The sequence below is a fragment of the Methylobacterium hispanicum genome (genome assembly GCF_022179285.1).
GTDB lineage: Bacteria > Pseudomonadota > Alphaproteobacteria > Rhizobiales > Beijerinckiaceae > Methylobacterium > Methylobacterium hispanicum.
Genome location: NZ_BPQO01000010.1, coordinates 1 through 20,505 on the forward strand (window position 1 = coordinate 1; position 20,505 = coordinate 20,505).

General features: G+C 72.2%; 29 protein-coding genes and 1 pseudogene. 15 read left to right on the forward strand and 15 right to left on the reverse strand.

Translation table 11 applies throughout. The features are described 5' to 3' along the window. Positions 1-202 (reverse strand): annotated as a pseudogene (locus MFF56_RS13030) (phosphoglycerate dehydrogenase); the annotation flags it as partial. Positions 203-368: 166 nt separating this feature from the next. Here MFF56_RS13030 and MFF56_RS13035 point away from each other — a divergent pair. Beyond that, positions 369-656: a hypothetical protein gene (locus MFF56_RS13035; RefSeq protein ID WP_066918926.1), complete on the forward strand. Its 288-nt coding sequence runs from the start codon at positions 369-371 to the stop codon at positions 654-656. Between the two features lie 15 nt (positions 657-671). Here the strand turns inward: MFF56_RS13035 and MFF56_RS13040 are convergent, their stop codons facing one another. Beyond that, the gene (locus tag MFF56_RS13040) at positions 672-941 is read right to left on the reverse strand and encodes a hypothetical protein (RefSeq protein WP_066918924.1); all 270 of its coding nucleotides are present in this window, start codon (positions 939-941) and stop codon (positions 672-674) included. 129 nt (positions 942-1,070) lie between these two features. Continuing rightward, a complete protein-coding gene (locus MFF56_RS13045; RefSeq protein ID WP_066918922.1) occupies positions 1,071-1,304 on the reverse strand; it encodes a hypothetical protein in 234 nt (77 codons plus the stop codon). 198 nt (positions 1,305-1,502) lie between these two features. Here MFF56_RS13045 and MFF56_RS13050 point away from each other — a divergent pair, with 198 nt between their 5' ends. The 4 genes from MFF56_RS13050 (at position 1,503) to MFF56_RS13065 (ending at position 3,155) form a co-directional block, all read left to right on the forward strand. After that, entirely contained in the window at positions 1,503-1,916 is a 414-nt protein-coding gene (locus MFF56_RS13050) for a hypothetical protein (RefSeq protein WP_238230098.1), read from the forward strand. 229 nt (positions 1,917-2,145) lie between these two features. Continuing rightward, complete coding sequence (locus MFF56_RS13055) at positions 2,146-2,505, forward strand: hypothetical protein (RefSeq protein WP_066924610.1); 360 nt, start codon at positions 2,146-2,148, stop codon at positions 2,503-2,505. Between the two features lie 67 nt (positions 2,506-2,572). After that, a complete protein-coding gene (locus tag MFF56_RS13060) occupies positions 2,573-2,881 on the forward strand; it encodes a hypothetical protein (RefSeq protein ID WP_066924611.1) in 309 nt (102 codons plus the stop codon). Between the two features lie 67 nt (positions 2,882-2,948). Beyond that, complete coding sequence (locus MFF56_RS13065; protein ID WP_066924613.1) at positions 2,949-3,155, forward strand: hypothetical protein; 207 nt, start codon at positions 2,949-2,951, stop codon at positions 3,153-3,155. Between the two features lie 183 nt (positions 3,156-3,338). On the opposite strand, the gene MFF56_RS13070 is transcribed toward MFF56_RS13065, so the two are convergent. Further along, positions 3,339-3,602, reverse strand: a complete 264-nt coding sequence (locus MFF56_RS13070) for a GNAT family N-acetyltransferase (protein ID WP_066924615.1) — start codon at positions 3,600-3,602, stop codon at positions 3,339-3,341. A 143-nt stretch (positions 3,603-3,745) separates the two neighbouring features. On the opposite strand from MFF56_RS13070, the gene MFF56_RS13075 reads away from it, so the two are divergent. Continuing rightward, positions 3,746-3,946, forward strand: coding sequence for a ribosome modulation factor (locus MFF56_RS13075; protein WP_066924618.1), 201 nt, complete (start codon positions 3,746-3,748; stop codon positions 3,944-3,946). An 80-nt stretch (positions 3,947-4,026) separates the two neighbouring features. Continuing rightward, positions 4,027-4,266 carry a hypothetical protein gene (locus tag MFF56_RS13080; RefSeq protein WP_066924620.1) on the forward strand — a complete coding sequence of 80 codons (240 nt, stop codon included), beginning with the start codon at positions 4,027-4,029 and terminating at the stop codon, positions 4,264-4,266. Between the two features lie 35 nt (positions 4,267-4,301). On the opposite strand, the gene MFF56_RS13085 is transcribed toward MFF56_RS13080, so the two are convergent. Then, a complete protein-coding gene (locus MFF56_RS13085; protein WP_066924622.1) occupies positions 4,302-4,544 on the reverse strand; it encodes a hypothetical protein in 243 nt (80 codons plus the stop codon). A 208-nt stretch (positions 4,545-4,752) separates the two neighbouring features. On the opposite strand from MFF56_RS13085, the gene MFF56_RS13090 reads away from it, so the two are divergent. From MFF56_RS13090 to MFF56_RS13100, 3 genes are all read left to right on the forward strand, one after another. Beyond that, complete coding sequence (locus MFF56_RS13090) at positions 4,753-5,079, forward strand: YnfA family protein (protein WP_066924623.1); 327 nt, start codon at positions 4,753-4,755, stop codon at positions 5,077-5,079. Positions 5,080-5,155: 76 nt separating this feature from the next. Further along, complete coding sequence (locus MFF56_RS13095; RefSeq protein WP_066924625.1) at positions 5,156-5,362, forward strand: hypothetical protein; 207 nt, start codon at positions 5,156-5,158, stop codon at positions 5,360-5,362. Positions 5,363-5,467: 105 nt separating this feature from the next. Next, entirely contained in the window at positions 5,468-6,037 is a 570-nt protein-coding gene (locus MFF56_RS13100) for a peptidase S14 (RefSeq protein WP_066924626.1), read from the forward strand. A 105-nt stretch (positions 6,038-6,142) separates the two neighbouring features. On the opposite strand, the gene MFF56_RS13105 is transcribed toward MFF56_RS13100, so the two are convergent. The 10 genes from MFF56_RS13105 to MFF56_RS13150 all read right to left on the reverse strand — a co-directional run bounded on the left by MFF56_RS13105 (position 6,143) and on the right by MFF56_RS13150 (position 14,294). Beyond that, positions 6,143-6,415: a hypothetical protein gene (locus MFF56_RS13105; protein WP_238230099.1), complete on the reverse strand. Its 273-nt coding sequence runs from the start codon at positions 6,413-6,415 to the stop codon at positions 6,143-6,145. Positions 6,416-6,427: 12 nt separating this feature from the next. Next, positions 6,428-6,841: a VOC family protein gene (locus tag MFF56_RS13110; RefSeq protein WP_066920414.1), complete on the reverse strand. Its 414-nt coding sequence runs from the start codon at positions 6,839-6,841 to the stop codon at positions 6,428-6,430. A 162-nt stretch (positions 6,842-7,003) separates the two neighbouring features. Then, positions 7,004-8,725 carry an ATP-binding protein gene (locus MFF56_RS13115; protein ID WP_238230100.1) on the reverse strand — a complete coding sequence of 574 codons (1,722 nt, stop codon included), beginning with the start codon at positions 8,723-8,725 and terminating at the stop codon, positions 7,004-7,006. Then, positions 8,715-9,059: a circadian clock KaiB family protein gene (locus MFF56_RS13120; protein ID WP_066919425.1), complete on the reverse strand. Its 345-nt coding sequence runs from the start codon at positions 9,057-9,059 to the stop codon at positions 8,715-8,717. Before MFF56_RS13120 ends, MFF56_RS13115 begins: the two co-directional genes overlap by 11 nt. After that, entirely contained in the window at positions 9,056-9,406 is a 351-nt protein-coding gene (locus MFF56_RS13125; protein ID WP_066919423.1) for a circadian clock KaiB family protein, read from the reverse strand. Before MFF56_RS13125 ends, MFF56_RS13120 begins: the two co-directional genes overlap by 4 nt. Positions 9,407-9,418: 12 nt before the next feature. Continuing rightward, the gene (gene kaiC / locus MFF56_RS13130) at positions 9,419-11,104 is read right to left on the reverse strand and encodes a circadian clock protein KaiC (RefSeq protein ID WP_238230101.1); all 1,686 of its coding nucleotides are present in this window, start codon (positions 11,102-11,104) and stop codon (positions 9,419-9,421) included. Between the two features lie 76 nt (positions 11,105-11,180). After that, positions 11,181-12,299: a glycosyltransferase gene (locus tag MFF56_RS13135; protein ID WP_066927539.1), complete on the reverse strand. Its 1,119-nt coding sequence runs from the start codon at positions 12,297-12,299 to the stop codon at positions 11,181-11,183. Continuing rightward, positions 12,296-13,192, reverse strand: coding sequence for a glycosyltransferase family protein (locus tag MFF56_RS13140; RefSeq protein WP_238230102.1), 897 nt, complete (start codon positions 13,190-13,192; stop codon positions 12,296-12,298). Before MFF56_RS13140 ends, MFF56_RS13135 begins: the two co-directional genes overlap by 4 nt. Before the next feature lie 85 nt (positions 13,193-13,277). Next, a complete protein-coding gene (locus MFF56_RS13145) occupies positions 13,278-13,439 on the reverse strand; it encodes a hypothetical protein (protein WP_156453601.1) in 162 nt (53 codons plus the stop codon). A gap of 273 nt (positions 13,440-13,712) precedes the next feature. Then, the gene (locus MFF56_RS13150; RefSeq protein ID WP_066920586.1) at positions 13,713-14,294 is read right to left on the reverse strand and encodes a DUF1989 domain-containing protein; all 582 of its coding nucleotides are present in this window, start codon (positions 14,292-14,294) and stop codon (positions 13,713-13,715) included. A 434-nt stretch (positions 14,295-14,728) separates the two neighbouring features. Here MFF56_RS13150 and MFF56_RS13155 point away from each other — a divergent pair, with 434 nt between their 5' ends. The 5 genes from MFF56_RS13155 (at position 14,729) to cyoD (ending at position 20,434) form a co-directional block, all read left to right on the forward strand. Next, complete coding sequence (locus tag MFF56_RS13155; RefSeq protein ID WP_066920584.1) at positions 14,729-16,063, forward strand: MFS transporter; 1,335 nt, start codon at positions 14,729-14,731, stop codon at positions 16,061-16,063. A gap of 158 nt (positions 16,064-16,221) precedes the next feature. Then, positions 16,222-17,379 (forward strand): ubiquinol oxidase subunit II, encoded by a 1,158-nt coding sequence (gene cyoA, locus MFF56_RS13160; RefSeq protein ID WP_066920582.1) that lies wholly within the window; start codon positions 16,222-16,224, stop codon positions 17,377-17,379. A gap of 40 nt (positions 17,380-17,419) precedes the next feature. Beyond that, positions 17,420-19,423 (forward strand): cytochrome o ubiquinol oxidase subunit I, encoded by a 2,004-nt coding sequence (cyoB, locus tag MFF56_RS13165; protein ID WP_066920580.1) that lies wholly within the window; start codon positions 17,420-17,422, stop codon positions 19,421-19,423. A gap of 7 nt (positions 19,424-19,430) precedes the next feature. Continuing rightward, complete coding sequence (cyoC, locus tag MFF56_RS13170; protein WP_066920590.1) at positions 19,431-20,051, forward strand: cytochrome o ubiquinol oxidase subunit III; 621 nt, start codon at positions 19,431-19,433, stop codon at positions 20,049-20,051. Continuing rightward, entirely contained in the window at positions 20,048-20,434 is a 387-nt protein-coding gene (gene cyoD / locus MFF56_RS13175; protein WP_238230103.1) for a cytochrome o ubiquinol oxidase subunit IV, read from the forward strand. The genes cyoC and cyoD overlap by 4 nt, the downstream gene beginning before the upstream one ends. Positions 20,435-20,505: the final 71 nt, after the last annotated feature.

Below are 20,505 nucleotides of genomic sequence, written 5' to 3' on the forward strand. Positions count from 1 at the left end.
CGTCGAGCTGGGTGCGCGAGCGGATGCCCAGGATGTGCACGCCGCGCAGCGCCGCGTGCAGCGCCTCGCGGTCGAGCGCCTTCGGCAGACGCACCAGGTTCGTGTAGCCCGCACCCTCCATCAGCGCGACCGCGCTGTCGTTGATCCCCTCCAACAGCAGGACGCGGATGTCGGCACGGGAGCGGGGCGGGGAAGAGGTCATGTGCGGTGCGCCGGTTCGGATGCTGCGGCGCACAGATGCGATTTCACCGCCGCGGGTCAAGCGTCGCGGGCCGGCCCACGATCGGGGTGGCCTCGCACCGATCCGGGACTTGCGCGGAGGCCCGGGGTCGAACACTCTACGCGGGTCCGGGACCGGAGAACATCCGATGCGCACATCGCGCCGCGCGCGTTCGACACGCGATGACCGGCCCGGGAGCGCCCCGGCGAGCCGGGGCAGCGCGGGGCCGGAATCGGGGCAGCGCCCCCTGCCGGAATGCCTGACCCGCTTTCTCGACATGCCGACGCCCGGCCGGCCGATGCCGGCCGCGACGCCGCCGCGGGCCGTATCGCGCCGGCCGGCCAACCGGGCACTGCGCGGCGCGCTCGTCTGGGCGCTGCTCTACAACCTGATCGGGCTCACGTTCATCGCCCTGCTCTGGCAGGCGATGCCCTGAGCCCGGTCCCGCGGGTCAGCGCGCCTCGCTGACCCGCCGGGTCGCGCGCTGCTCCTGCTTGTAGGCCGTGATGGCCGAGGAGCAGGCGGGCGTGAGCTTCTTCATGTTGGCCTTGAAGCAGGCCTCCACCTCCGGGCCGCCGGGGGCGTGCTCGCTGCAATACTCCATGTAGTCGCCGGTGCAGGCGCGCTTGAGCGCGTCGCGGGCCGGGGATTGCTGCGCGAGCGCCGCGGCCGGGACGAGGCTGAGGCCGATGGCGAGGAACGCCGCCTTGCTCGGGGTCATGGGAAGTCCTGTCGTTTCCGGTGCCGCCGGACGGGCCGGGCGGCGAGGCGGCAGGGCGCATGATCCCGAAGGATGGCGTCAGCGTGACGAGGAGGCGGCGACCGGAAGATCCGCGGCGCGCGCCCGTCCTCAGCCCGCGCCGTAGCCGCCCTTCGCGTTGTCCGGCGCGCGGCTCGGGGAATGGTCGTCGTAGCCGCCCGTCTCGGGCCCCGGGTCGGGGGCGGGGGCCGGATGGCCGGGCGCGTGCGGGCCGGCCTCGCCGGCCTCCACGATGCGGCGCTCTCCGGGGGAGAGACGCTGGTTCAGGTCGGGCGCGGGGCGCGCGGTCCCGGGCGCGGTGCGGGGGTCGTCGGGCTGGGACATGTGGCGGATGCTCCCGTGGTCTGAAGGAGCAAGGCGGTCCGGTCCGCCCGGGTTCCGCGGTGGGACCGGGGCGCCCGGGCCGGCGGGGGCCGATCCTGAACCGAAGGGCGGGCGGCCCTTCAGCCACGGTTCAACCGGAACCGCCTAGCTTGAGCGGCCTTCGGAGCGGCCGGCGCGCAGCCCGGGCCCGGCGAAGGCGTGCAGAGGCTCGTCCGCATCGTGTGCGCCCCCGTCCGCAGCGGCCTCGACGCCGCGATCCAGATCCCGGGCCACCCGGTGGGCCGCTTGGAAGTCCACTTGGCGGACCATCCGGCCGGCCAAGTGGGCTACGCCCCGTCGAGCCCGTCGCGGCGGATCCCGCCGCTCTTCCTGCACAGCATCCGACCGGCCCTCGAAGGCGCCTTCGGGACCGAGGACGCGGTCCATGCCCCGGGCGCGATCGCCGCGCTGGTGGCCCGGCTCCACGCCGGCCCGCTCGGGCCGGCCCCGGCGGAATCCGGCCCGCTCGGGCCGGCCCCGGCGGAATCCGGCCCGCTCGGGCCGGCCCCGGCAGAACCTGGCCCGCTCGGGCCGGCACCGGCGGAATCCGGCCCGGCCCTCGCGGAGGCCTGAGCCGCGCTGCGACACGCGGACCCGCCGACGCGGGGGATCGGAGATCCGCACGGAGACAGGCGCGTCCGAACCCTGCCACATCGTCCCATCGCGCGGCGGGATGGACTGGGATACACCCGGCGCCCGATGCCTCGAAGGCCCGGCCCGCGCCGCTGGCCGGCATCGCCCGCACGATGGCACACTCGCCGTCCGCACCGGACCGCCCCAGGCCGGAAGGAGGTGGCGCCTCATGGACAAGCCGGACGCCGACACAGTGCAGACGATCGACCGCACTCGCCGCCTGATCGCCGAGATGCGTCAGGTCATCGAGGACGCCCGCCTCTCCGTGCTCGCCGCGCGGGACCTGCTGAAGCAGTTCCCCGGCCCGGACGGGCTCGGCCCAGCGGCCGCCCCGGCCGAGGAGCCCGCCGACGGCCCTCCGGACGATGTGACGGTGCGTCTCGTTGACATCCTTCTCGAAGCGCACAGTCTCGCCGCCCTGGACGAGGACGCGGACACGCGGGCCCTGCTCGAGACGGCGCTCCTGCGGGTCGGGCAGCGGCTCGCACGTCGGGCGGGTCCGCGGGCGGCGGGACTGGTTCTCCAGTAGGCGGCGGGCTAGAGCAGCATCTTCGGACGGGCCGTGTGTCCGGAAGCCATCGCAGCGGCGAGACGTCATGGCCAAGAACACACCGAAGGACAGAGCCGCGGCCGCAGCCGCCCTCACCCGGATCGCCAACTTCCTGGACGTTCCGATCGCGGCCTTCTACGAGGCCGCGCCGGAGGCGGACGGCGCCGCGCCGATCGATCCCGCCCGGCACGCCGAGATCCGCGAGCTGATCCGGCAGTTCCTGCGGGTGCACGACCCGAAGGCGCGGGGACGCTGCCTCGCCTACGTGCGGCGCGCCGCCGATGAGGCCGGTTGCGCGCCGGCTCCCGCGCCGGCCGCCGCGCGGGATTCCACCCCCGGCCTCGAAGGCTCGTGAAGCGTTAACCTTCGGGGTGGAGAACGGGGCGGATGCCCGAAGTCCGGCCCCGTTCGGAGACGATCGTTTGACCGCACGCCCGAGGCTGCTCGCCGCGGCCGCACTGCTCGCCGCGCTCGCACTCGTCTTCGGGCGCAGCCCCCCGGAGCCGCGGGACCCGTGCGAGGCCCATCGCCAGGCCTATCCGTGCGCCCTGTTCGCGCCGACCGCCGCGGCCCCCGTCCGGAACCCGGTGCCGGGCGCGATCGACCCGGCGGCGGACGGCACGTCCTAGAGCATTGCCCCGGATACGGGATCCGGGCCGAGGCTCCAGCCTCTTGATCCTGCATCCTCTTTTTCCGAAAGCCGGAAGCCACCGTTCGGGACGATGTTCGAGAGCAGGCCGGCAGGGCGCGCTACCGGCGCGGCGCGACGGCGGCGTGCCCGAGCGGCGCCGCCGGGAAGCCCTTCGCCCCGATCAGGCGATCAGGTCGCGGTGGGCGGGGCTGCGGTGCAGCCAGGCCCTGGCATAGCCGCAGAGGGGCACGATCCTCACCCCGTCCGCCCGCGCCTGCTCGGCCACCGCGCGCATCAGCCGCCCGGCCGTGCCGGTCCCCCGCAGGGCAGGGGGTGCGTAGACATGGGCGATGACGAGCTCCCGTGGCCCGCGGCGGTAGTCGGCGTAGGCGGTCAGCCCCTGCTCGGTCAGCTCGAAGCGGCTCAGCGCGCGGTTGTCGTGCATCGGATCCCTCCGGAGCGGGCTCGCGGCCCGCCCCGGCCAACGCCGTAGGCGGCCGGGACGGTCCCGCTCGCCGGGGCGGGCCCGACCGCTATCTGAGGACGCACCCGAACGCTCCATCCGGGACAATCCACGCGGGAGGATTCATGAGCGCGCCGCCGGACGACAATCTCGACCACTACGCGCTGGGCTTCTACGCCCTCGGCAAGGGCGTGGCCCGGGCCGATTGCCCCTACGCCGCCGGAACACGGGCGGAAGCCGACTGGCACGCCGGCTACGACGCCGCCGCGCGCGGCGATTCGGAGCCGGCACCCGAGGAACGGCCCAGCGCGCAATCGCCCATGTGATTGGCGGACCGGCCCGGCCCGTGCTTCTGACGCTTCCCGCGCCGGCAACGGCCGCGGGGGACGGTAAAGAGGGAGCCCGGATGCACTGGCCTGCCGCCTACGCCGCCTACAACGTGTTCCGCCGTCGCCAGTACCCGGCCCTGCGCTGCGCCGTGCGCCAGGACCGGCCGGTGCCGGGCTTCATCCACGGGGTGATCTGGGAGTACGGCGGCACGGTGATGGAGGAGCGCCCTCCGGAGGGCTTCCAGCCGGACGCCGCGCAGGCCGCGACCGAGAGCGCGGGCTACTATCTGTTCCGGGCTCCCGGCGGGCGGGCCTGAGCCGGATGCGCCCGGGTCGCGCGCCCGGGGCGCCCTCAGAAGGCCGCAGCGAGATGCGTGCGGACCGCCTCGCCCACGGAGGCGACGGTCTGGGCCACCGGGTAATCCGAGAGGTAGACGCGGCAGCCGACGAGGAGCAGCGCCAGCGCCCAGAACGCACCCGCGACCGCCCGGTGGCCGGCGCCGTCACGCGGCGCCGCGGCGGCGTGCGGGGAATCCAGCTTCTCCCCGAACGGGTCGAAGCTGACGTCGTCCGTCGGGCTCGCAGGGATCGACATGTCAGGGGTTCCGCGCATGACAGCTGATGTCGCGCGCGTGGCGGGCCGGATCAAGGAACGGGATTTTCGAAGATTCGCCGCCCCGGAGAACGCCCTGCTCCGCGCGCCCCGCGCCGGGGAAGATTCTGCCGCGGGCCCCGAGCCGGCCCCGTTCCCGGGATCCGAGGTCCGTCTGGCGGGCACCCCCGGGCCGTGCCAGAGGGCGCGGATGCCGACCTTCGCCGCCTACGCCGCCGCCGCGCTCGCCGAGATCGCGGGTTGCTTCGCCTTCTGGGCTTGGCTCCGGCTCGGCCGCTCGGTCCTCTGGCTCGGGCCGGGCATGCTCAGCCTCGCGCTGTTCGCCTGGCTGCTGACCCGGGTGGAGGCCGATGCGGCGGGGCGCGCCTACGCGGCCTATGGCGGCGTCTACATCGCGGCCTCGATCCTCTGGCTCTGGCTCGCCGAGGGACGCCGGCCGGACCGCTTCGATCTCGCGGGCGCAGCCCTGTGCCTCGTCGGCACCCTGGTGATCCTGCTGGGACCGCGGGAGCGCTGACGGCGGGGGATCGAAGGCCTGTGCGCCGGGCGGGCCTGCATCATATTGCAGATCCGTCACGCACGCGGAGCCGGCCATGTTCATCCTGCTGTCGATCTGTCTCCTCGCGCAGCCGAGCACCTGCAAGGAGGACAAGATCGACCTGTCCTTCGAGGCGCGCAGCCCCTTCGTCTGCCTGCGCAACGCCCAGAGCGCGCTGGCGACGTGGCAGGAGAGCCATCCCGAGTGGCACGTCGCGCGCTGGCGCTGCGTCGCCCGCGGGAGCCAGCCGAAGGACCTGTAGGCCCCGCCGCGACCGGGAGCCGCGGGGGCGTCGGCGCGTTCTCCGGGAACGACGTCGCGAGGGGCGTCGCAGCCGCCCGACCAGACCGCCGCGAGACCCGCCCATATGGACAAGGACCGCCTCGAGCCCGCCGCCTTCGCGGCGCCCGCCGTGCTGCTCTCCGGCACGGTGAACCAGGAGATGTACCGGTCCTTCCGGAGCCAGCTCGACGCGGCGAGGGAGCGCGACCTCGTCGTGGTGGAGCTCTCCACGCTCGGCGGCGACCCGGAGGTCGCCCGCATGATGGGCGAGGACATCCGCTTCCACAGCACGCTCGCGCCGAGCCGCCGCCACGTCTTCCTGGGCAAGGCGGCGATCTACTCGGCCGGCACCACCTTCATGAGCTTCTTCGCGCGGCCGAACCGCTACCTCACCCGCGGCACGCGGCTGATGGTGCACGAGCGCAAGCTCGACAAGCAGGTGAAGCTCAACGGCCCGCTCACCACCTGCGTCGCCGCCGTGAAGGCGGCGCTCCACGAGATCGAGACCTCGATCGCGATCCAGAACGAGGGCTTCGCCAACCTCGTCGAGGGCTCGCGGGTGAGCCTGGACGAGGTGCTGCGGCGCGCGCCGGAGAACTGGTACATCGAGGCCGCGGAGGCGCAGGAACTCGGGCTGATCGAGGCGGTGCTGTAGGCAGCTGGAGCATCGTCCTGGATACGGGATCCGGGCCGACGCTCCAGCCTCTCGATGCTGCATCCTCTTTCCCGAAAGCCGGAAGCCGGCTTTCGGGACGATGCTTCAGACAGCCGCCTCGCCGGGGGAGGGCTCGGCCGCGGCGGCCCCGGCCTCGGGCGGCGCGCCCGTCACCGGGACCGCCTCCACCAGGGTCGCCACGAGGTCAAGGAGGGCGCGCCGCTCCGGCGCGGCGGGGTCACCGTCGAGGAAGCGGGCGAGCCCGATCCGCTCAGGCGCCCCGCCGTCCTCGCGCAGGACGAAGACGTCCCGGTTCTCGCGGGCCAGCGACCAGCGCGCCCCCTCCGAACTCGTGTGCAGCAGGCGTCGTGCGCTCATGACTCGTCCCCCTCAGTAGCCCCGCCAGAGCCCCGGCGTCGCGATCTCCAGGAGATGCCCGTCGGGATCGCGGAAATACAGGCTCTGCCCGCCGCGCGGCCAGCGGGTGCGCCCCTCGACCGCGATGCCGGCCTCGGCGAGGTGGTCCTCCCATTCGGCCAGCGCCTCGGCGCCGACCGCGAAGGCGACGTGCTGCGGTCCCGAACCGTCGTGGGGCGGGATGGTGCCGCCCGGCGTCTCGATCGGCTCCAGCGAGCCGCCGCGCGGGAACAGCAGCAGCACGCCGCGGCCGGCGACGTCGTAGGCCCGCATCCGGTGATCCGCGTGGATGCAGGGCAGGCCCATGGCGCCGCGGTAGAAGGCGTCGGCGCGCGCGAGATCCTCGACGTACAGGACCGTCTCCAGAACACCGTCGAGCGCGGGCATGCGGGCACCTCCGCCGGGTCAACGCGGCAGGGGGCGAAGCGTCGCGCGCGGATGGTCCCGGATTCCAAAGGTCGAGACCTTTGGCGGGTGCAGGGCAGAGCCCTGCTGTCGATCCCTGGCCCCCGCCCAAGGGCCTGAAGGCCCTTGGGGATCCCGATACCCTCAGCCCGCGCGGCGGCGCGCCGCCACCACCCGGCTCAGCACGTGCGAGAGCTGCTCGACCGAGTAGGGCTTGTGCAGCAGCTCGAAGCCGTGCGTGCCCTCCTGGGCCAGCACGTGGCTGTAGCCGGAGGTCAGCACCACCGGCACCGCCGGCCAGCGCCGCCGGATCTCGCCCGCGAGATCGACCCCGTCTCGGCCCGGCATCACCACGTCGGAGAAGACCACGTCGAAGCGGCCGGAGGCCCGCTCCAGCTCGGCCACCGCCGCGTCGGCGTCGCGGACCCAGACCGTGCCGTAGCCGAGTTCGGCCAGCGTCTGCGTGGCGAAGCTGCCGACCTCGGCGTTGTCCTCCACCACCAGCACGCAGGTGCCGTGGCCGCGGCTCGGCCCAGGCTCCTGCGCGCCCGTCCGGGGCGCCGAGGCGGGTGCCTCGGCCCGCGGCAGGTAGAGCGTGAAGGTGGTGCCGCGCCCGAGCGCGCTGTCGACCGTGACCTCGCCGCCGGACTGCTTGGCGAAGCCGAAGACCTGGGAGAGGCCGAGCCCCGTGCCCTGGCCGACGCCCTTCGTGGTGAAGAAGGGCTCGAAGATGCGCGCCAGCACCTCCGGCGCGATGCCGGTGCCGGTGTCGCTCACCGAGACCGCCACGAAGCGGCCCCGCACCGGCATCTGGCCGCGCGAGGCCGGCACGGATTCGGTGGCCGCGACCTCGATCGTCAGCGTGCCCTCGCCCTCCATGGCGTCGCGGGCGTTGACCGCGATGTTGACGAGCGCGGTGTCGAACTGGCTCGGGTCGGCGTGGACGTAGCAGGGCAGGTCGGGCAGGCGCACGCCCACGCGGATGCGCGCGCCCGTCAGCGTGCCCACCATGTCGCCGATGGCCGCGACGCTCGCGCCCGCGTCGAAGGTCTCGGGCTGGAGCGCCTGCCGCCGCGCGAAGGCGAGGAGCTGGCCGGTGAGCTTGGCGGCCCGGTCCACGGTGTCGGAGATCGCCAGCACGTAGCGGGCGCGGCGCTCCTCGGGCAGCTCGCGCCGCTTCAGGAGGTCCGTGGACGACTTGATGACGGTGAGCAGGTTGTTGAAGTCGTGCGCCACGCCCCCCGTGAGCTGGCCCACCGCCTCCATCTTCTGCGACTGGCGCAGGGCGTCCTCGATCCGCTCGCGCTCCGCGATCTCGGCGGTGAGCCGGGCGTTGGCGGCGGCGAGCTCGTCGAGGCGCCCGCGCTGCTCGGTGAGGTCGGTCAGCACCCCGCAGAGGAGGGGCGCGCCGCCGTCGCGCTCCAGCCTGGCGAGCGAGAGGTGGACGGGGTGCTGGGCGCCCTCCGCGTCCCGAAAGCCGATCTCGGCCCGGGCCGGGGCCTCGGCCGCCCCGGCGAGGAGCGCGTCGAGGGCGCCTGCGTCCTGGGGCAGGACGAAGCGGCGCAGCGGCTGTCCGATCAGCCGCTCCTGGCGCAGGCCCAGCATCGCGGCGAGGCGGCGGTTGCCGTAGAGCAGCGTGCCCTCGGCCGAGAGCGTGAAGGCGCCCTCCTGGATCTGCTCGATCAGCACCCGGTAGGGCCGGTCGGCGTTCTCCAGGGTGTAGACGAGGCGCTCGCCGTCGGGCCCCTCGACCACGACCGCGTCGAAATCGCCCCGGCGGATCGCCGCGAGCGTGTCCTCGCTCTCCTCCAGCCGCGCCTCGAGCTCCGCGATGCGGGCGCGGGCGGCGGCGAGTTCAGCGCTCATCGGCACGTCCCCGGGCCTCCGCGGGCGCTCCCTCGGCCGCGTCGAGCCCGAGTCCGTGCAGGATGCGGCGCGCGTCCGTGAGGTCGCCGGCCACGCGGCGCGTCGGGCCGGGGCTCACCCGCACCAGGGTCGGGGCGGCGACCACCCGGTCGGCCTCGGCGAGCTGGGGCTGCTGGTAGAGATCGACGACCTCCAGCTCGTAGGCCGGCAGGTGCGCGTCGCGCAGGTGCCGGACCGCCTCGACGGTCCGGCTCGAGCGCGGCGAGGTGCCGGCGATGAACAGGCGCAGCAGGGGCCGGCCGTCCGCGGGCAGGGGGCCGAGGACGCGGCTCAAGGCGCGTCCTTCGGGCGGATGTCGAGCCCGACCAGCACCTTCTCGGTGTTCGAGAGGTCGCCGATGATGCGCTTGAGCGGGGAGGGCAGGCGACGCACCAGCGTCGGGATCGCCAGGATCTGGTCGCCGGCCGCGAGCTTCGGGTTCTTCATCAGGTCGATGACCTCGATGTCGTAGCGGCCGGCGAGGTGCTCCTCGCAGAAGCGCCGCAGGTTCGCCGTCGCGGCGAGCGACTTGGCGGTCTGCCCGGCCACGTAGAGGCGCAGGTGGTAGTGGTTGGGGTCGAGGTCAGCCTCGGCGCCCTCGTCGGGGGCCTGCCCCTTCTCCAAGCCCTTGTCGTCGCTCATCGGATCGGCTCCTCAGCTCGCCGCGCCGCGCCGGGCCGCGCGCTCGCGCCGCTCGGCCTCCAGCCGCCCCTCGCGCGCCTCGGTCTCGCCGAGGAGCACGCTCTCCTCCTCCTCGGCCGCCTCGAGCCCGGCGCGCAGCTCGGCGATCTGGCGCTCGATCGCGTCGCGGCGGCGGGCGATCTCGCGGCGGCGGCGCTCGGCCTCCTGCCGGAGCCGCAGCGCCTCGGCCCGCTCCTCGGCCTCCCGGACGAGGCGGGCGGTGCCGGTGAGCACGCCCGCCGGCCCGATATAGGCCTCGACGAGCTGGATGCCCGCCGACGACATCCGGAACTCGCGCACCTGATGCGAGTGGCTCATGCCCCGGGCCTTGATGACGTAGAGCGTGCGGGTGCGCTCGCCGTTGGCCTCGACGTTGAGGAGCTTGACCCAGGCGTCCATCAGCGAGGAGACGCCGAACTCGTCCTGGGCGTCGAACCCGCCCTCGGTGCGCAGGCTGGTGAAGACGGCCGTGATGCCGCGGCTCTTCAGGAGATCGACCATGCGCAGCAGCGTGGCCTGCAGCTCGCTCGCGGGGCCGCGCAGCGCCGAGAGCGGGTCGATCACCACGAGGCTCGGGGCGAACAGGTCGATGTCCCTGTGCATGCGGGCGAGGTGCGTCTCCAGCCCGTAGAGGCTCGGCCGTGCCGCCTCGAAGCGCAGCAGGCCCGAATCCACGTGGGCCTGCAGGTCGAGGCCGATCGAGCGGGCGTTGCGGGCGATCTGGTGCCCGCTCTCCTCGAACACGAAGGCCATGCAGCGCTCGCCCCGGGCGCAGGCCGCCGCGATCATGCTCGACGCGATCATGGTCTTGCCGGTGCCGGCCTCGCCCGAGATCAGGATGCCGGAGCCGCGGTGGAAGCCGCCGGGCGCCAGCATCGCGTCGAGGCCCGGGACGCCGGACGAGATCACGCCCTCGGTCACGCCGTAGTCGAGATCCGCCGAGGTGACGGGCAGGACGCTGATGCCCTCGGCGTCGATCAGGAACGGGTACTCGTTGGTGCCGTGGGCCGAGCCGCGGTACTTCACCACGCGCAGGCGCCGCGTGGTGATCTGGTCCTCGACCCGGTTGTCGAGCAGCACCACGCAGTCGGAGACGTACTCCTCCAGCCCCTGGCGGGTGAGCTGGCCGCCGCCGCGCTCGCCCGTGATGATCGCGGTCAAGCCCCGGTCCTTGATCCAGCCGAACAGGCGGCGGAGTTCCGCGCGCAGCACCGTCTCGTCCGTGAAGGCGGCGAACAGCGTCTCGATCGTGTCGAGCACCACGCGCTTGGCGCCGATCGAATCGACCGCGAAGCCGATGCGGATGAACAGCCCCTCCAGGTCGTAGGCGCCGGTCTCCTCGATCTCGCTGCGCTCGACGCGGACGTGATCGACCGCGAGCCGGCCCTCGGCCACGAGCCCGTCGATGTCGTAGCCGAGCGAGGCGACGTTGGCGGCGATGTCCTCGGCGCGCTCCTCGAAGCTCACGAAGACGCCGGGCTCGCCGTGGAGCATCGCGCCGTTGACCAGGAAGGTGGTGGCGAACAGCGTCTTGCCGCAGCCGGCCGCGCCGCAGACGAGCGTCGGTCGCCCGGCGGGAAGGCCCCCGAAGGTGATCTCGTCGAATCCTGTGATGCCGGTCCGGACCTTGTCCAGCTCCGGCCTGCGATCGCGCTCCACTGCTCGCCTATCCCCGGTTGCAACCGCCCGGTCCGGCCGTACTGCATGGGCGGAGCCGCAGCAATACAAGGTGGCGTCAGCGCCCGCGCAGGACCCCGGCGAGGAGTGCGGGGGTGGCCCGCGCCAGGAGGCGGGCCCCGCGCAAGGTCTCGGCGGCCTCGCCGGGCGCCCCCCGGATCGCGGCCAGCGCGAGCCGCATCGGCACCTGGGCCAGGAAGGCGGTGGCCAGCAGCGCCAGCGCCGTGGCCCGGCCGTGATGCTTGGCGGCGTACTGCACCCCGGCGCGCAGGATGTAGAACAGGCGGTGCGCCCGGGCCTGCCGGGTCGTGCCCTGGCCGGCGTGTCCGATCACCGCGCCGGCCACGTGCCGGACGGCGTATCCGGCCGCGCGGGCGCGCCGGCAGAGATCGACGTCCTCGTAGTAGACGAAGAAGCGCTCGTCGAAGCCGCCGAGGCCCGCGAACAGGGGGCGCCGGATCATCAGGAAGGCGCCCATCACCTGATCGACGGCGCGGTCCTCGGCGTGGTCCCACGCGGTCATGAAGTGGCTCGGCACGAGGCCGAGCCGGTCGAGGGCGAGCGCCTGTCCCAGCAGGCTCGCGGCGGTCGGCGCCCGGGCGCAGCTGCGCTCGACCGTGCCGTCGTCGGCGATCTGGCGGGCGCCGACGATGCCGGTGCCGGGTTCGGCCAGGAGGGCCGCGCGGGCCGTGAGCAGGGCCGGGCCCTCGACCCGGGTGTCGGGGTTGAGGAACAGGATCGCCTCGGCGTCCCCGGCCGCCGCGCCGATGTTGCAGGCCCGCGCGAAGCCGAGGTTTTCGGTGCTGCGGATGACCCGCAGCGCGAATCTCCCTCCCCCCTCTGCGGGGGAGGGTGGCCCCCGAAGGGGGTCGGGAGAGGGGAGCGACGCTGAAAGGAAGGGCTGCGAACCTCCCGACGGGCTCGCCTCTTCCGGAAGCCGGCTTCCCCTCTCCCGACCCTTGCTCACGCAAGGGCCATCCTCCCCCGCAGAGGGGGGAGGGAGAGCTTCGGGGCCGAACGCTTCCAGCGCCTCGGCCGACCCGTCCGTCGAGGCGTTGTCGACCACCACCACCCGCAGGTCGAGCGCCCCCGCGGCGCGCGCGAGGCTCGCGACGCAGGCCTCGACCAGCGCGCCGCCGTTCCAGTTGACGATCACGACGTCGAGGGCAGGGATCACGGCAGGTCCCGGGGCGGTCCGAGGCGGCCCATGAGGCCGTCGCGCAGGGCGGCGAGGAGGCGGGAGAGCACGCGGGGGCGATAGCCCGCGTCGCGCCAGTAAAGGAGCACCTGCACCGGCAGGTAGAGGCCCTGGCGCAGCTTCCAGCCCGCGGGCAGGTGGGGCAGGCGCAGGCCGTAGGCGCTGTTGCGCAGGTAGGTCGCCATGCGGAACAGGGGCTGGCGCGGCATGGCGAGGCCGAAGGGCCCCCGGATCGTGCCGCTGCCGACATGGTGGGCGAGCCCGGCCTCCGGGGCCATCCAGCAGCTGTACCCGCGCGCCCAGGCGCGGAAGCACCATTCGAGATCGACCGCATCGATGAAGTAGTCGGCCCGGAACGGGCCGATGCGGGCGAAGGCCGCCAGATCGACGAGGGAGCCGGAGGTCGCCAGGAAATCCACCGGCACCAGGCCGTCACGGGGGGCCTTGCCGGCGTGGACCGGGTAGGCCGGCGCCTTGTGGCCGGCGCCTGCGAGCGGGCGCGGCCCGATCACGGCGGGCGGCGGGCTCGCGCCGTCGAGCCGATCCGCCGCGGCCAGCAGCGCGCGCAGCATCTCGCCCTGCGGGCCGGCATCCTGGTCGAGCAGGAGGATGCGGCGCGCGCCGAGCCCGGTCGCGGTCTCCGCGAGGGCGTTCAGCGCCGCGGCGATGCCGAGGTTGCGGCCGGCCGAGAGCAGCCGGATGCCGGCGCGCTCCAGGGCCTCGGCCGCGCCGGCCGGCAGGCCGCCGTTGTCGAAGGCCAGGACCGGCCCGGGACTCGCCGCGGCGAGGCGGCAGACCGCCTCCACCTGCGCGGGACTCGGCCGGAACAGCGTGAGGCCGACGGCGACGCTCGCGGGATCGCTGCCGGACACCGTCTCCCTCCGCTCCCGCCCGAACCGAGGCGCGTCAGTGGCCCCCCGGGCGGTCGCGGTCAACCGGTCCGGCCGTTCTGACCGGTCACGCGATCAGACGGCCCGCGCCGAACAGGAAGCCGAACACCACCATGATGAACACGATCAGCCCCGCGATGATCGCGATGGTCTGGAAGGACTGGCGCTTGGCCCGCTCGGAATAGGCGAGGGCGCGGGGGGCGGCGGGATCCTGGGGCGTGTCGGGCATGGGCGGCGTCCGTTCGGGGAAGGGCACGGCACGTCAAAGCGGCAGGACGCGATCGGCTCCCACGTCGCGCGTGCCGGGGCGCACGATGCGGGACGCGGGCCTGCCCGGGCGAGCGCGTCCTCGGGGTGGCACGCGAAGCTCTCCCTCCTCCCTCTGCGGGGGAGGGAGAACGCGCGGGCCGGCTCCGAGAGGTGCGAACGTGGCAGCCCGCACGGGCAGAGAGCCCATCGCGGCTCGCCCCAACACCTCCGAAACGACCCATCACAAGATGTATCACGCGATCTCGTACTGGATCGGCTTGAAGGCGTAGTTGTTCGATTGCAGCGCCGAGCAGGCGGTGAGCCCGACGATCAGGTCCTCGCGCGCCTCGAAGGTCACGTGGTCGCCCGCCCGGCTCAGGGGGGGGCGGACCTCCAGCGCGCCGCTCGCGCCGTCCACCGCCACGTTCATGAAGACGTTGAAGGCCACGGGGATCCGGTCCGGCCCGATACCGTAGGGCGCCAGCGCGTGCGCGAGGTTGCCGAAGCAGCCCCGGTGGGGCTCGGTGTCGCCGTAGATGATCCGGAAGGTGTCGGCCGAGCAGGGGGTGAGCAGGAAGTCGTGCCGCCCGACCGTGTCGGCCACGATCTCCAGGAGCACGTTCGAGCGGTTCGAGTAGAGCTTGTCGCCGGTCGTCAGGAAGATGCGGCTGGCATAGTCCAGCGTGCGGCCCGACGAGATCACCTCGTCGATGTCGTCGCGCCGGAAGGCGAGGAGGTCGGCCACCTGCTCGCCCTGCGGGTCGATCACGGTGAGGCGCTGGCCCCGGTCGAGGGTGAAGGCGGTGCCGGAGCGCGGTGGGATCTCGTGGCGCATGGGGAGGGTTGGTCTCAGGGTTCGTCTGCGGACGGGGTCGGGCCGGGGCGGCCTCCCCGGCTTGGCAACGCGGCAGGCGGCCGAGCGTCACCGGCCCCATGCCGGCGGGGATGCGGGTCGGCGGAGGAGATCGGTGTCGCGCACCGGGCCCGCACGAAACGGATCCCGCGCGATGTCCCCGGGCGCGACAATGGGAGGCTTTGCGTCCTGCCGGGCACGGGGCTATCTGGCAATCGCAGAACAAGAGACAGCCGAATCAGCGCGGTCCCCGAGGGCGATCCTCGGGACGATCGGCGCGGTCGAGCATGTCAGGGTAACGCGCGGCGCGGGGCACGGAATCTTGCGTGTCCCCGGCGTTGCGCTAGGGAGGGGGCGCCCGCGCGGCCGAGGCCCGTTCGTGGCCAGAGCCCTTCTGTACGAGGCCGTCGCCTGACATGACACCGGATCACGCCATAGCCTCCTCGACACCGCTGGAGCGCGATGCGCGCCTCGCCATGAGCGACCACAAGGTCGCCCCCGGCGAGATCGCCATCGGCGTCGTGATCGGGCGGGCGGCCGAGTATTTCGACTTCTTCGTCTACGGCATCGCCTCGGTGCTGGTCTTCCCGAAGGTGTTCTTCCCCTTCGCGTCGCCGCTCCAGGGCACGCTGTACAGCTTCGTCGTCTTCGCCCTCGCCTTCATCGCCCGGCCGCTCGGCTCGGTGATCTTCATGGCGATCGACCGGCGCCACGGCCGCGGGGTCAAGCTGACCATCGCGCTGTTCCTGCTCGGCGGCTCGACCATGCTGATCAGCTTCCTGCCGGGCTACGACCACATCGGCGCCTCGGCGATCTGGCTGCTCGCGGCGCTCCGCATCGGCCAGGGGCTGGCGCTCGGCGGCGCCTGGGACGGGCTGGCCTCGCTGCTCGCCCTCAACGCGCCCGTGGAGCGGCGCGGCTGGTACGCGATGATGCCCCAGCTCGGCGCACCGATCGGCTTCATGCTGGCGAGCCTGCTCTTCGCCTTCTTCACGATGAACCTCAGCGAGGCGGACTTCATCGACTGGGGCTGGCGCTACCCGTTCTTCTGCGCCTTCACCATCAACGTGGTGGCGCTGTTCGCCCGGCTGCGGCTCGTGGCCACCGCCGAGTTCACCAGCCTGATCGAGCGGGGCCGGCTCGAACCCACCCGCTTCTTCCCCCTGCTCAAGGCCCACGGCGACGACGTGCTGATCGGCGCCCTGGTGCCGCTGGCGAGCTTCGCGCTCTTCCACCTCGTCACCATCTTCCCGATCTCGTGGATCACCCTGTTCACCCAGCGCTCGGCGGGCGAGTTCCTGCTCGTGCAGTTCGGCGGCGCGATCCTGTTCGCGGGCGCGATCGTGTTCTCGGGGCTGATGGCCGACCAGATCGGCCGGCGCATGCACCTCATCGTCTCGGCCGGGCTGATCGCCGCCTTCGCGGTCGCCAGCACCGTCGCGCCGCTGGTGATCGAGGAGAACGTCGTCGGCCAGACCGTCTACGTGCTGGCGGGGTTCTCGCTGCTCGGCCTCGCCTACGGGCAGGCGACCGGCGCGGTCAGCTCCCGGCTCGGCGCCCGCTACCGCTACACCGGCGCCGCGCTGATGGCCGATCTCGGCTGGCTGCTCGGAGCCGGGTTCGCGCCCCTCGTGGCGCTCGGCCTCTCGGCCAAGTTCGGGCTCGCCTGCGTCGGCCTCTACCTGCTCTCGGGCGCCGTCGCGACGCTCGTCGCGCTCAGCATCAACCGCTCCGAGATCCGGCAGATGTAGCCGGGCCGACGGGCCCGACCGCCACGGGGCGGCGCGGAGCGCGCCGCCGACACCGACATGCGGCGCTCTCCGCGCCGCCCAGACAATCGAGCGGCGCGTCGCGCGCCGCGCCTGACGCCTCCCGGGGCCATCTCGCCGCCCAGCGGCAAGGGGACACGATGTTGATCGCCGCGGCCAAATCCGCCCTCTCCACGCGCGCCGGAACCGGGCGCCTCAAGCGCCTCGCGCGCGCCGCCGCCCTGCTGCCGCTGCTGGCGGCGACCGCCGGTTGCAACATGGTGGTGATGCATCCCTCCGGCGACGTGGCGATGCAGCAGCGCAACCTCGTCCTGGCCTCCACGGGCCTGATGCTGCTGATCATCGTGCCGGTGATCCTGCTGACGCTGCTCTTCGCCTGGCGCTACCGGGCCAGCAACACGTCCGCCACCTACGACCCCGACTGGCACCACTCGACACAGCTCGAGGTGGTGATCTGGGCCGCGCCCCTGGTGATCATCATCGCGCTCGGCGCGCTCACCTGGATCAGCACCCACACGCTCGATCCCTACCGCCCGCTCTCGCGCATCGAGCCCGGCCGCCCGGTCGCGGCCGAGACGAAGCCGCTCGAGGTCCAGGTGGTGGCGCTCGACTGGAAGTGGCTGTTCTTCTACCCCGAATACGGGATCGCCACGGTGAACGAGCTGGCCGCGCCCGTCGACCGGCCGATCAACTTCCGGCTCACCGCGGCCTCGGTGATGAACACCTTCTACGTCCCCGCGCTGGCCGGCATGGTCTACGCGATGCCCGGGATGGAGATGAAGCTGCACGCGGTGATCAACAAGCCGGGCACCTATCACGGCCAGTCGGCCCACTACAGCGGCAGCGGCTTCTCGCGCATGACCTTCAACTTCCTCGGCCAGGAGCCGAAGGCGTTCGAGGCCTGGGTCGCCAAGGCGAAGGCCGAGGGCAAGGACCTCAGCCGCGACGCCTACCTCCAGCTGGAGAAGCCGAGCGAGCGCGAGCCGATCCAGTACTTCGCCTCGGTTTCCGACAACCTCTACAGCCAGATCCTCAACATGTGCGCCCTGCCCGGCAAGATGTGCATGAGCGAGATGATGAAGATCGACGCCCGCGGCGGCGCGGGCGTGCACAGCCGCGAGAACCGCGAGAAGCTGCGCTACGACAACCGCCACGTCGAGCAGGGCGACGAGGCGCCGGGCGCCACCGGGCCGGCCTCGGGCCGCCCGCCGCGCTCCGAGCCGGAGCCCGGCACCAAGCCCTCCTCGGGCCACGACGACCAGGGGACCCCGGCCCCCGCACAGCTCAACAACCGTTAAGGCCGGCGGTCAGCCGACGCATCGCCAGAGAGCCGATCACATGTTCTCCAACGTCGATCTCCAGAAGCTCGTCTTCGGACGCTTCACCCTCGCGGACATCCCGTACCACGAGCCGATCCTCATCGTGACCTTCGCGGGCGTCGCGCTCGGCGGCCTCGCCGTGCTCGGAACCATCACCTACTACCGCTTCTGGGGCGCCCTCTGGCGCGACTGGGTGACGAGCGTCGATCACAAGAAGATCGGCATCATGTACGTCATCCTGGCCTTCGTGATGCTGCTGCGGGGCTTCGCCGACGCGCTGCTGATGCGCGCCCAGCAATCGATCGCCTTCGGCTCGCAGGAAGGCTTCCTGCCGCCCCACCACTACGACCAGATCTTCACGGCGCACGGCGTGATCATGATCTTCTTCGTGGCGATGCCCTTCGTCACGGGCCTGATGAACTACGTCGTGCCCTTGCAGATCGGCGCCCGCGACGTGTCGTTCCCCTTCCTGAACAACTTCTCGTTCTGGATGACGACGGCCGGCGCGATCATCATCATGCTCTCGCTCTTCATCGGCGAGTTCTCGCGCGCCACCTGGCTCGGCTACCCGCCACTGTCGGGCGCCGACATGAGCCCCGGCGTCGGGGTCGATTACTGGATCTGGGGCCTGCAGATCGCGGGCATCGGCACGCTGCTCTCAGGCATCAACCTCGTCGCGACCATCGTGAAGATGCGCGCGCCCGGCATGACCATGATGAAGCTGCCGGTCTTCGTCTGGACCTCGCTCTGCACCAACGTGCTGATCGTGGCCGCCTTCCCGATCCTCACGGCCGTTCTCGCGCTGCTGTCGCTCGACCGCTACGTCGGCACGCACTTCTTCACGAACGACCTGGGCGGCAGCCCGATGATGTACTTCAACCTGATCTGGATCTGGGGCCACCCGGAGGTCTACATCCTGATCCTGCCGGCCTTCGGCATCTTCTCGGAGGTGACCTCGACCTTCTGCGGCAAGCGCCTCTTCGGCTACGCCTCGATGGTCTACGCCACGGTCGTGATCACGATCCTCTCCTACCTCGTCTGGCTGCACCACTTCTTCACCATGGGGTCGGGCGCCAACGTGAACTCGTTCTTCGGCATCACGACGATGATCATCTCGATCCCGACGGGTGCGAAGATCTTCAACTGGCTGTTCACCATGTACCGCGGGCGCATCCGCTTCGAGGTGCCGATGCTCTGGACGGTCGGCTTCATGGTGACCTTCGTCATCGGCGGCATGACCGGCGTGCTGCTCGCCGTGCCGCCGGCCGACTTCGTGCTGCACAACTCGCTGTTCCTGATCGCGCACTTCCACAACGTGATCATCGGCGGCGTGCTGTTCGGCATGATGGCCGGCGTGACCTACTGGTTCCCGAAGGCCTTCGGCTTCAAGCTCGACCCGTTCTGGGGCAAGATGAGCTTCTGGTTCTGGCTGGTCGGCTTCTACGTCGCCTTCATGCCGCTCTACGTGCTGGGGCTCATGGGCGTGACGCGCCGGATGCAGCACTTCGACGACCCGTCGCTGCAGATCTGGTTCGTCGTGGCGGCGGGCGGCGCGGCACTGATCGGCTGCGGTATCCTCTCGACGATCATCCAGTTCGTCGTCTCGATCCGCAACCGCGAGGCCCTGCGCGACACGACCGGCGACCCGTGGGGCGGCCGCACGCTCGAGTGGGCGACCTCCTCGCCGCCGCCGGACTACAACTTCGCCTTCACGCCGGTCGTGCACGACCTCGACGCCTGGTACGACATGAAGAACCGCGGCTACGCGCGCCCGCTCCACGGCTTCAAGCCGATCCACATGCCGAAGAACACCGGCACGGGCGCGATCATCGGCGGTCTCAGCGTCGTCTTCGGCTTCGCCATGATCTGGTACATCTGGTGGCTGGCGGCACTGTCGGCGCTGGCGATCTTCGTCGTCTCGGTCGCCCACACCTTCAACTACAACCGCGACTTCTACATCCCGGCCGACACGGTCGCCCGGACCGAGTCGCAGCGGACCGCCGCGCTGGCGGGGCAGGCCTGAGCCCATGATGCACACGGACACCGCCCCCCCCGGCACCGCGCCGGTCTTCCACCACGAGGAGGAGCACCACCCCGAGACCAGCACCCTCCTGGGGTTCTGGATCTACCTGATGAGCGACTGCCTCATCTTCGCGGTGCTGTTCGCCACCTACGGCGTCCTCGGCCGCAACTACGCGGCCGGGCCCTCGCCGAAGGATCTGTTCGACCTGCCGCTGGTGGCGTTGAACACCTCGATGCTGCTGTTCTCGTCCATCACCTACGGCTTCGCCATGCTGGCGATGGACAAGGGCCGCACGGCGGCGACGCAAGCTTGGCTCGCGGTCACGGGCCTGTTCGGCGCGGCCTTCCTCGCCATCGAGCTCTACGAGTTCGCGCACCTGATCCACGAGGGCGCGGGGCCCGGCCGCTCGGCCTTCCTGTCGTCCTTCTTCACGCTGGTCGGCACCCACGGCCTGCACGTCACCTTCGGGTTGATCTGGCTGGTCGTGCTCATGGTCCAGGTCGCCCAGCGCGGCCTGATCCCGGAGAACACCCGCCGGCTGATGTGCCTGTCGATGTTCTGGCACTTCCTCGACGTGATCTGGATCGGCGTCTTCACCTTCGTGTACCTGATGGGAGTCCTGCAATGAGCGCCGAGGCGGCCCACCACGATCACGGGCACGGTCACGAGGGCGGCGGCGCGAGCCACGGCTCGTTCGGCGGCTACGTCACCGGCTTCGTGCTCTCGGTGATCCTCACCGCGATCCCGTTCTGGCTGGTCATGGCGCGCCCGCTGGAGAGCGGGCTCTGGACCGGCATCATCATCATGGCCTTCGCGGCGATGCAGATCGTGGTCCACATGGTCTACTTCCTGCACATGAACACGAAGTCGGAGGGCGGCTGGACGGTGCTCGCGCTGATCTTCACCGTGACGCTCGTCGTGATCACCCTCACCGGCTCGCTCTGGGTGATGCACCACATGAACGCCAACATGATGCCGATGTCCGTCGAACAGCTGCGCCACCAGCCCTGAGCGGGCGGCCGTGATCTCGACCGGCGCGCGGGCCGCCGGCCCGGCGGTCCGCGCGCGCCCCCGGCTCGCCG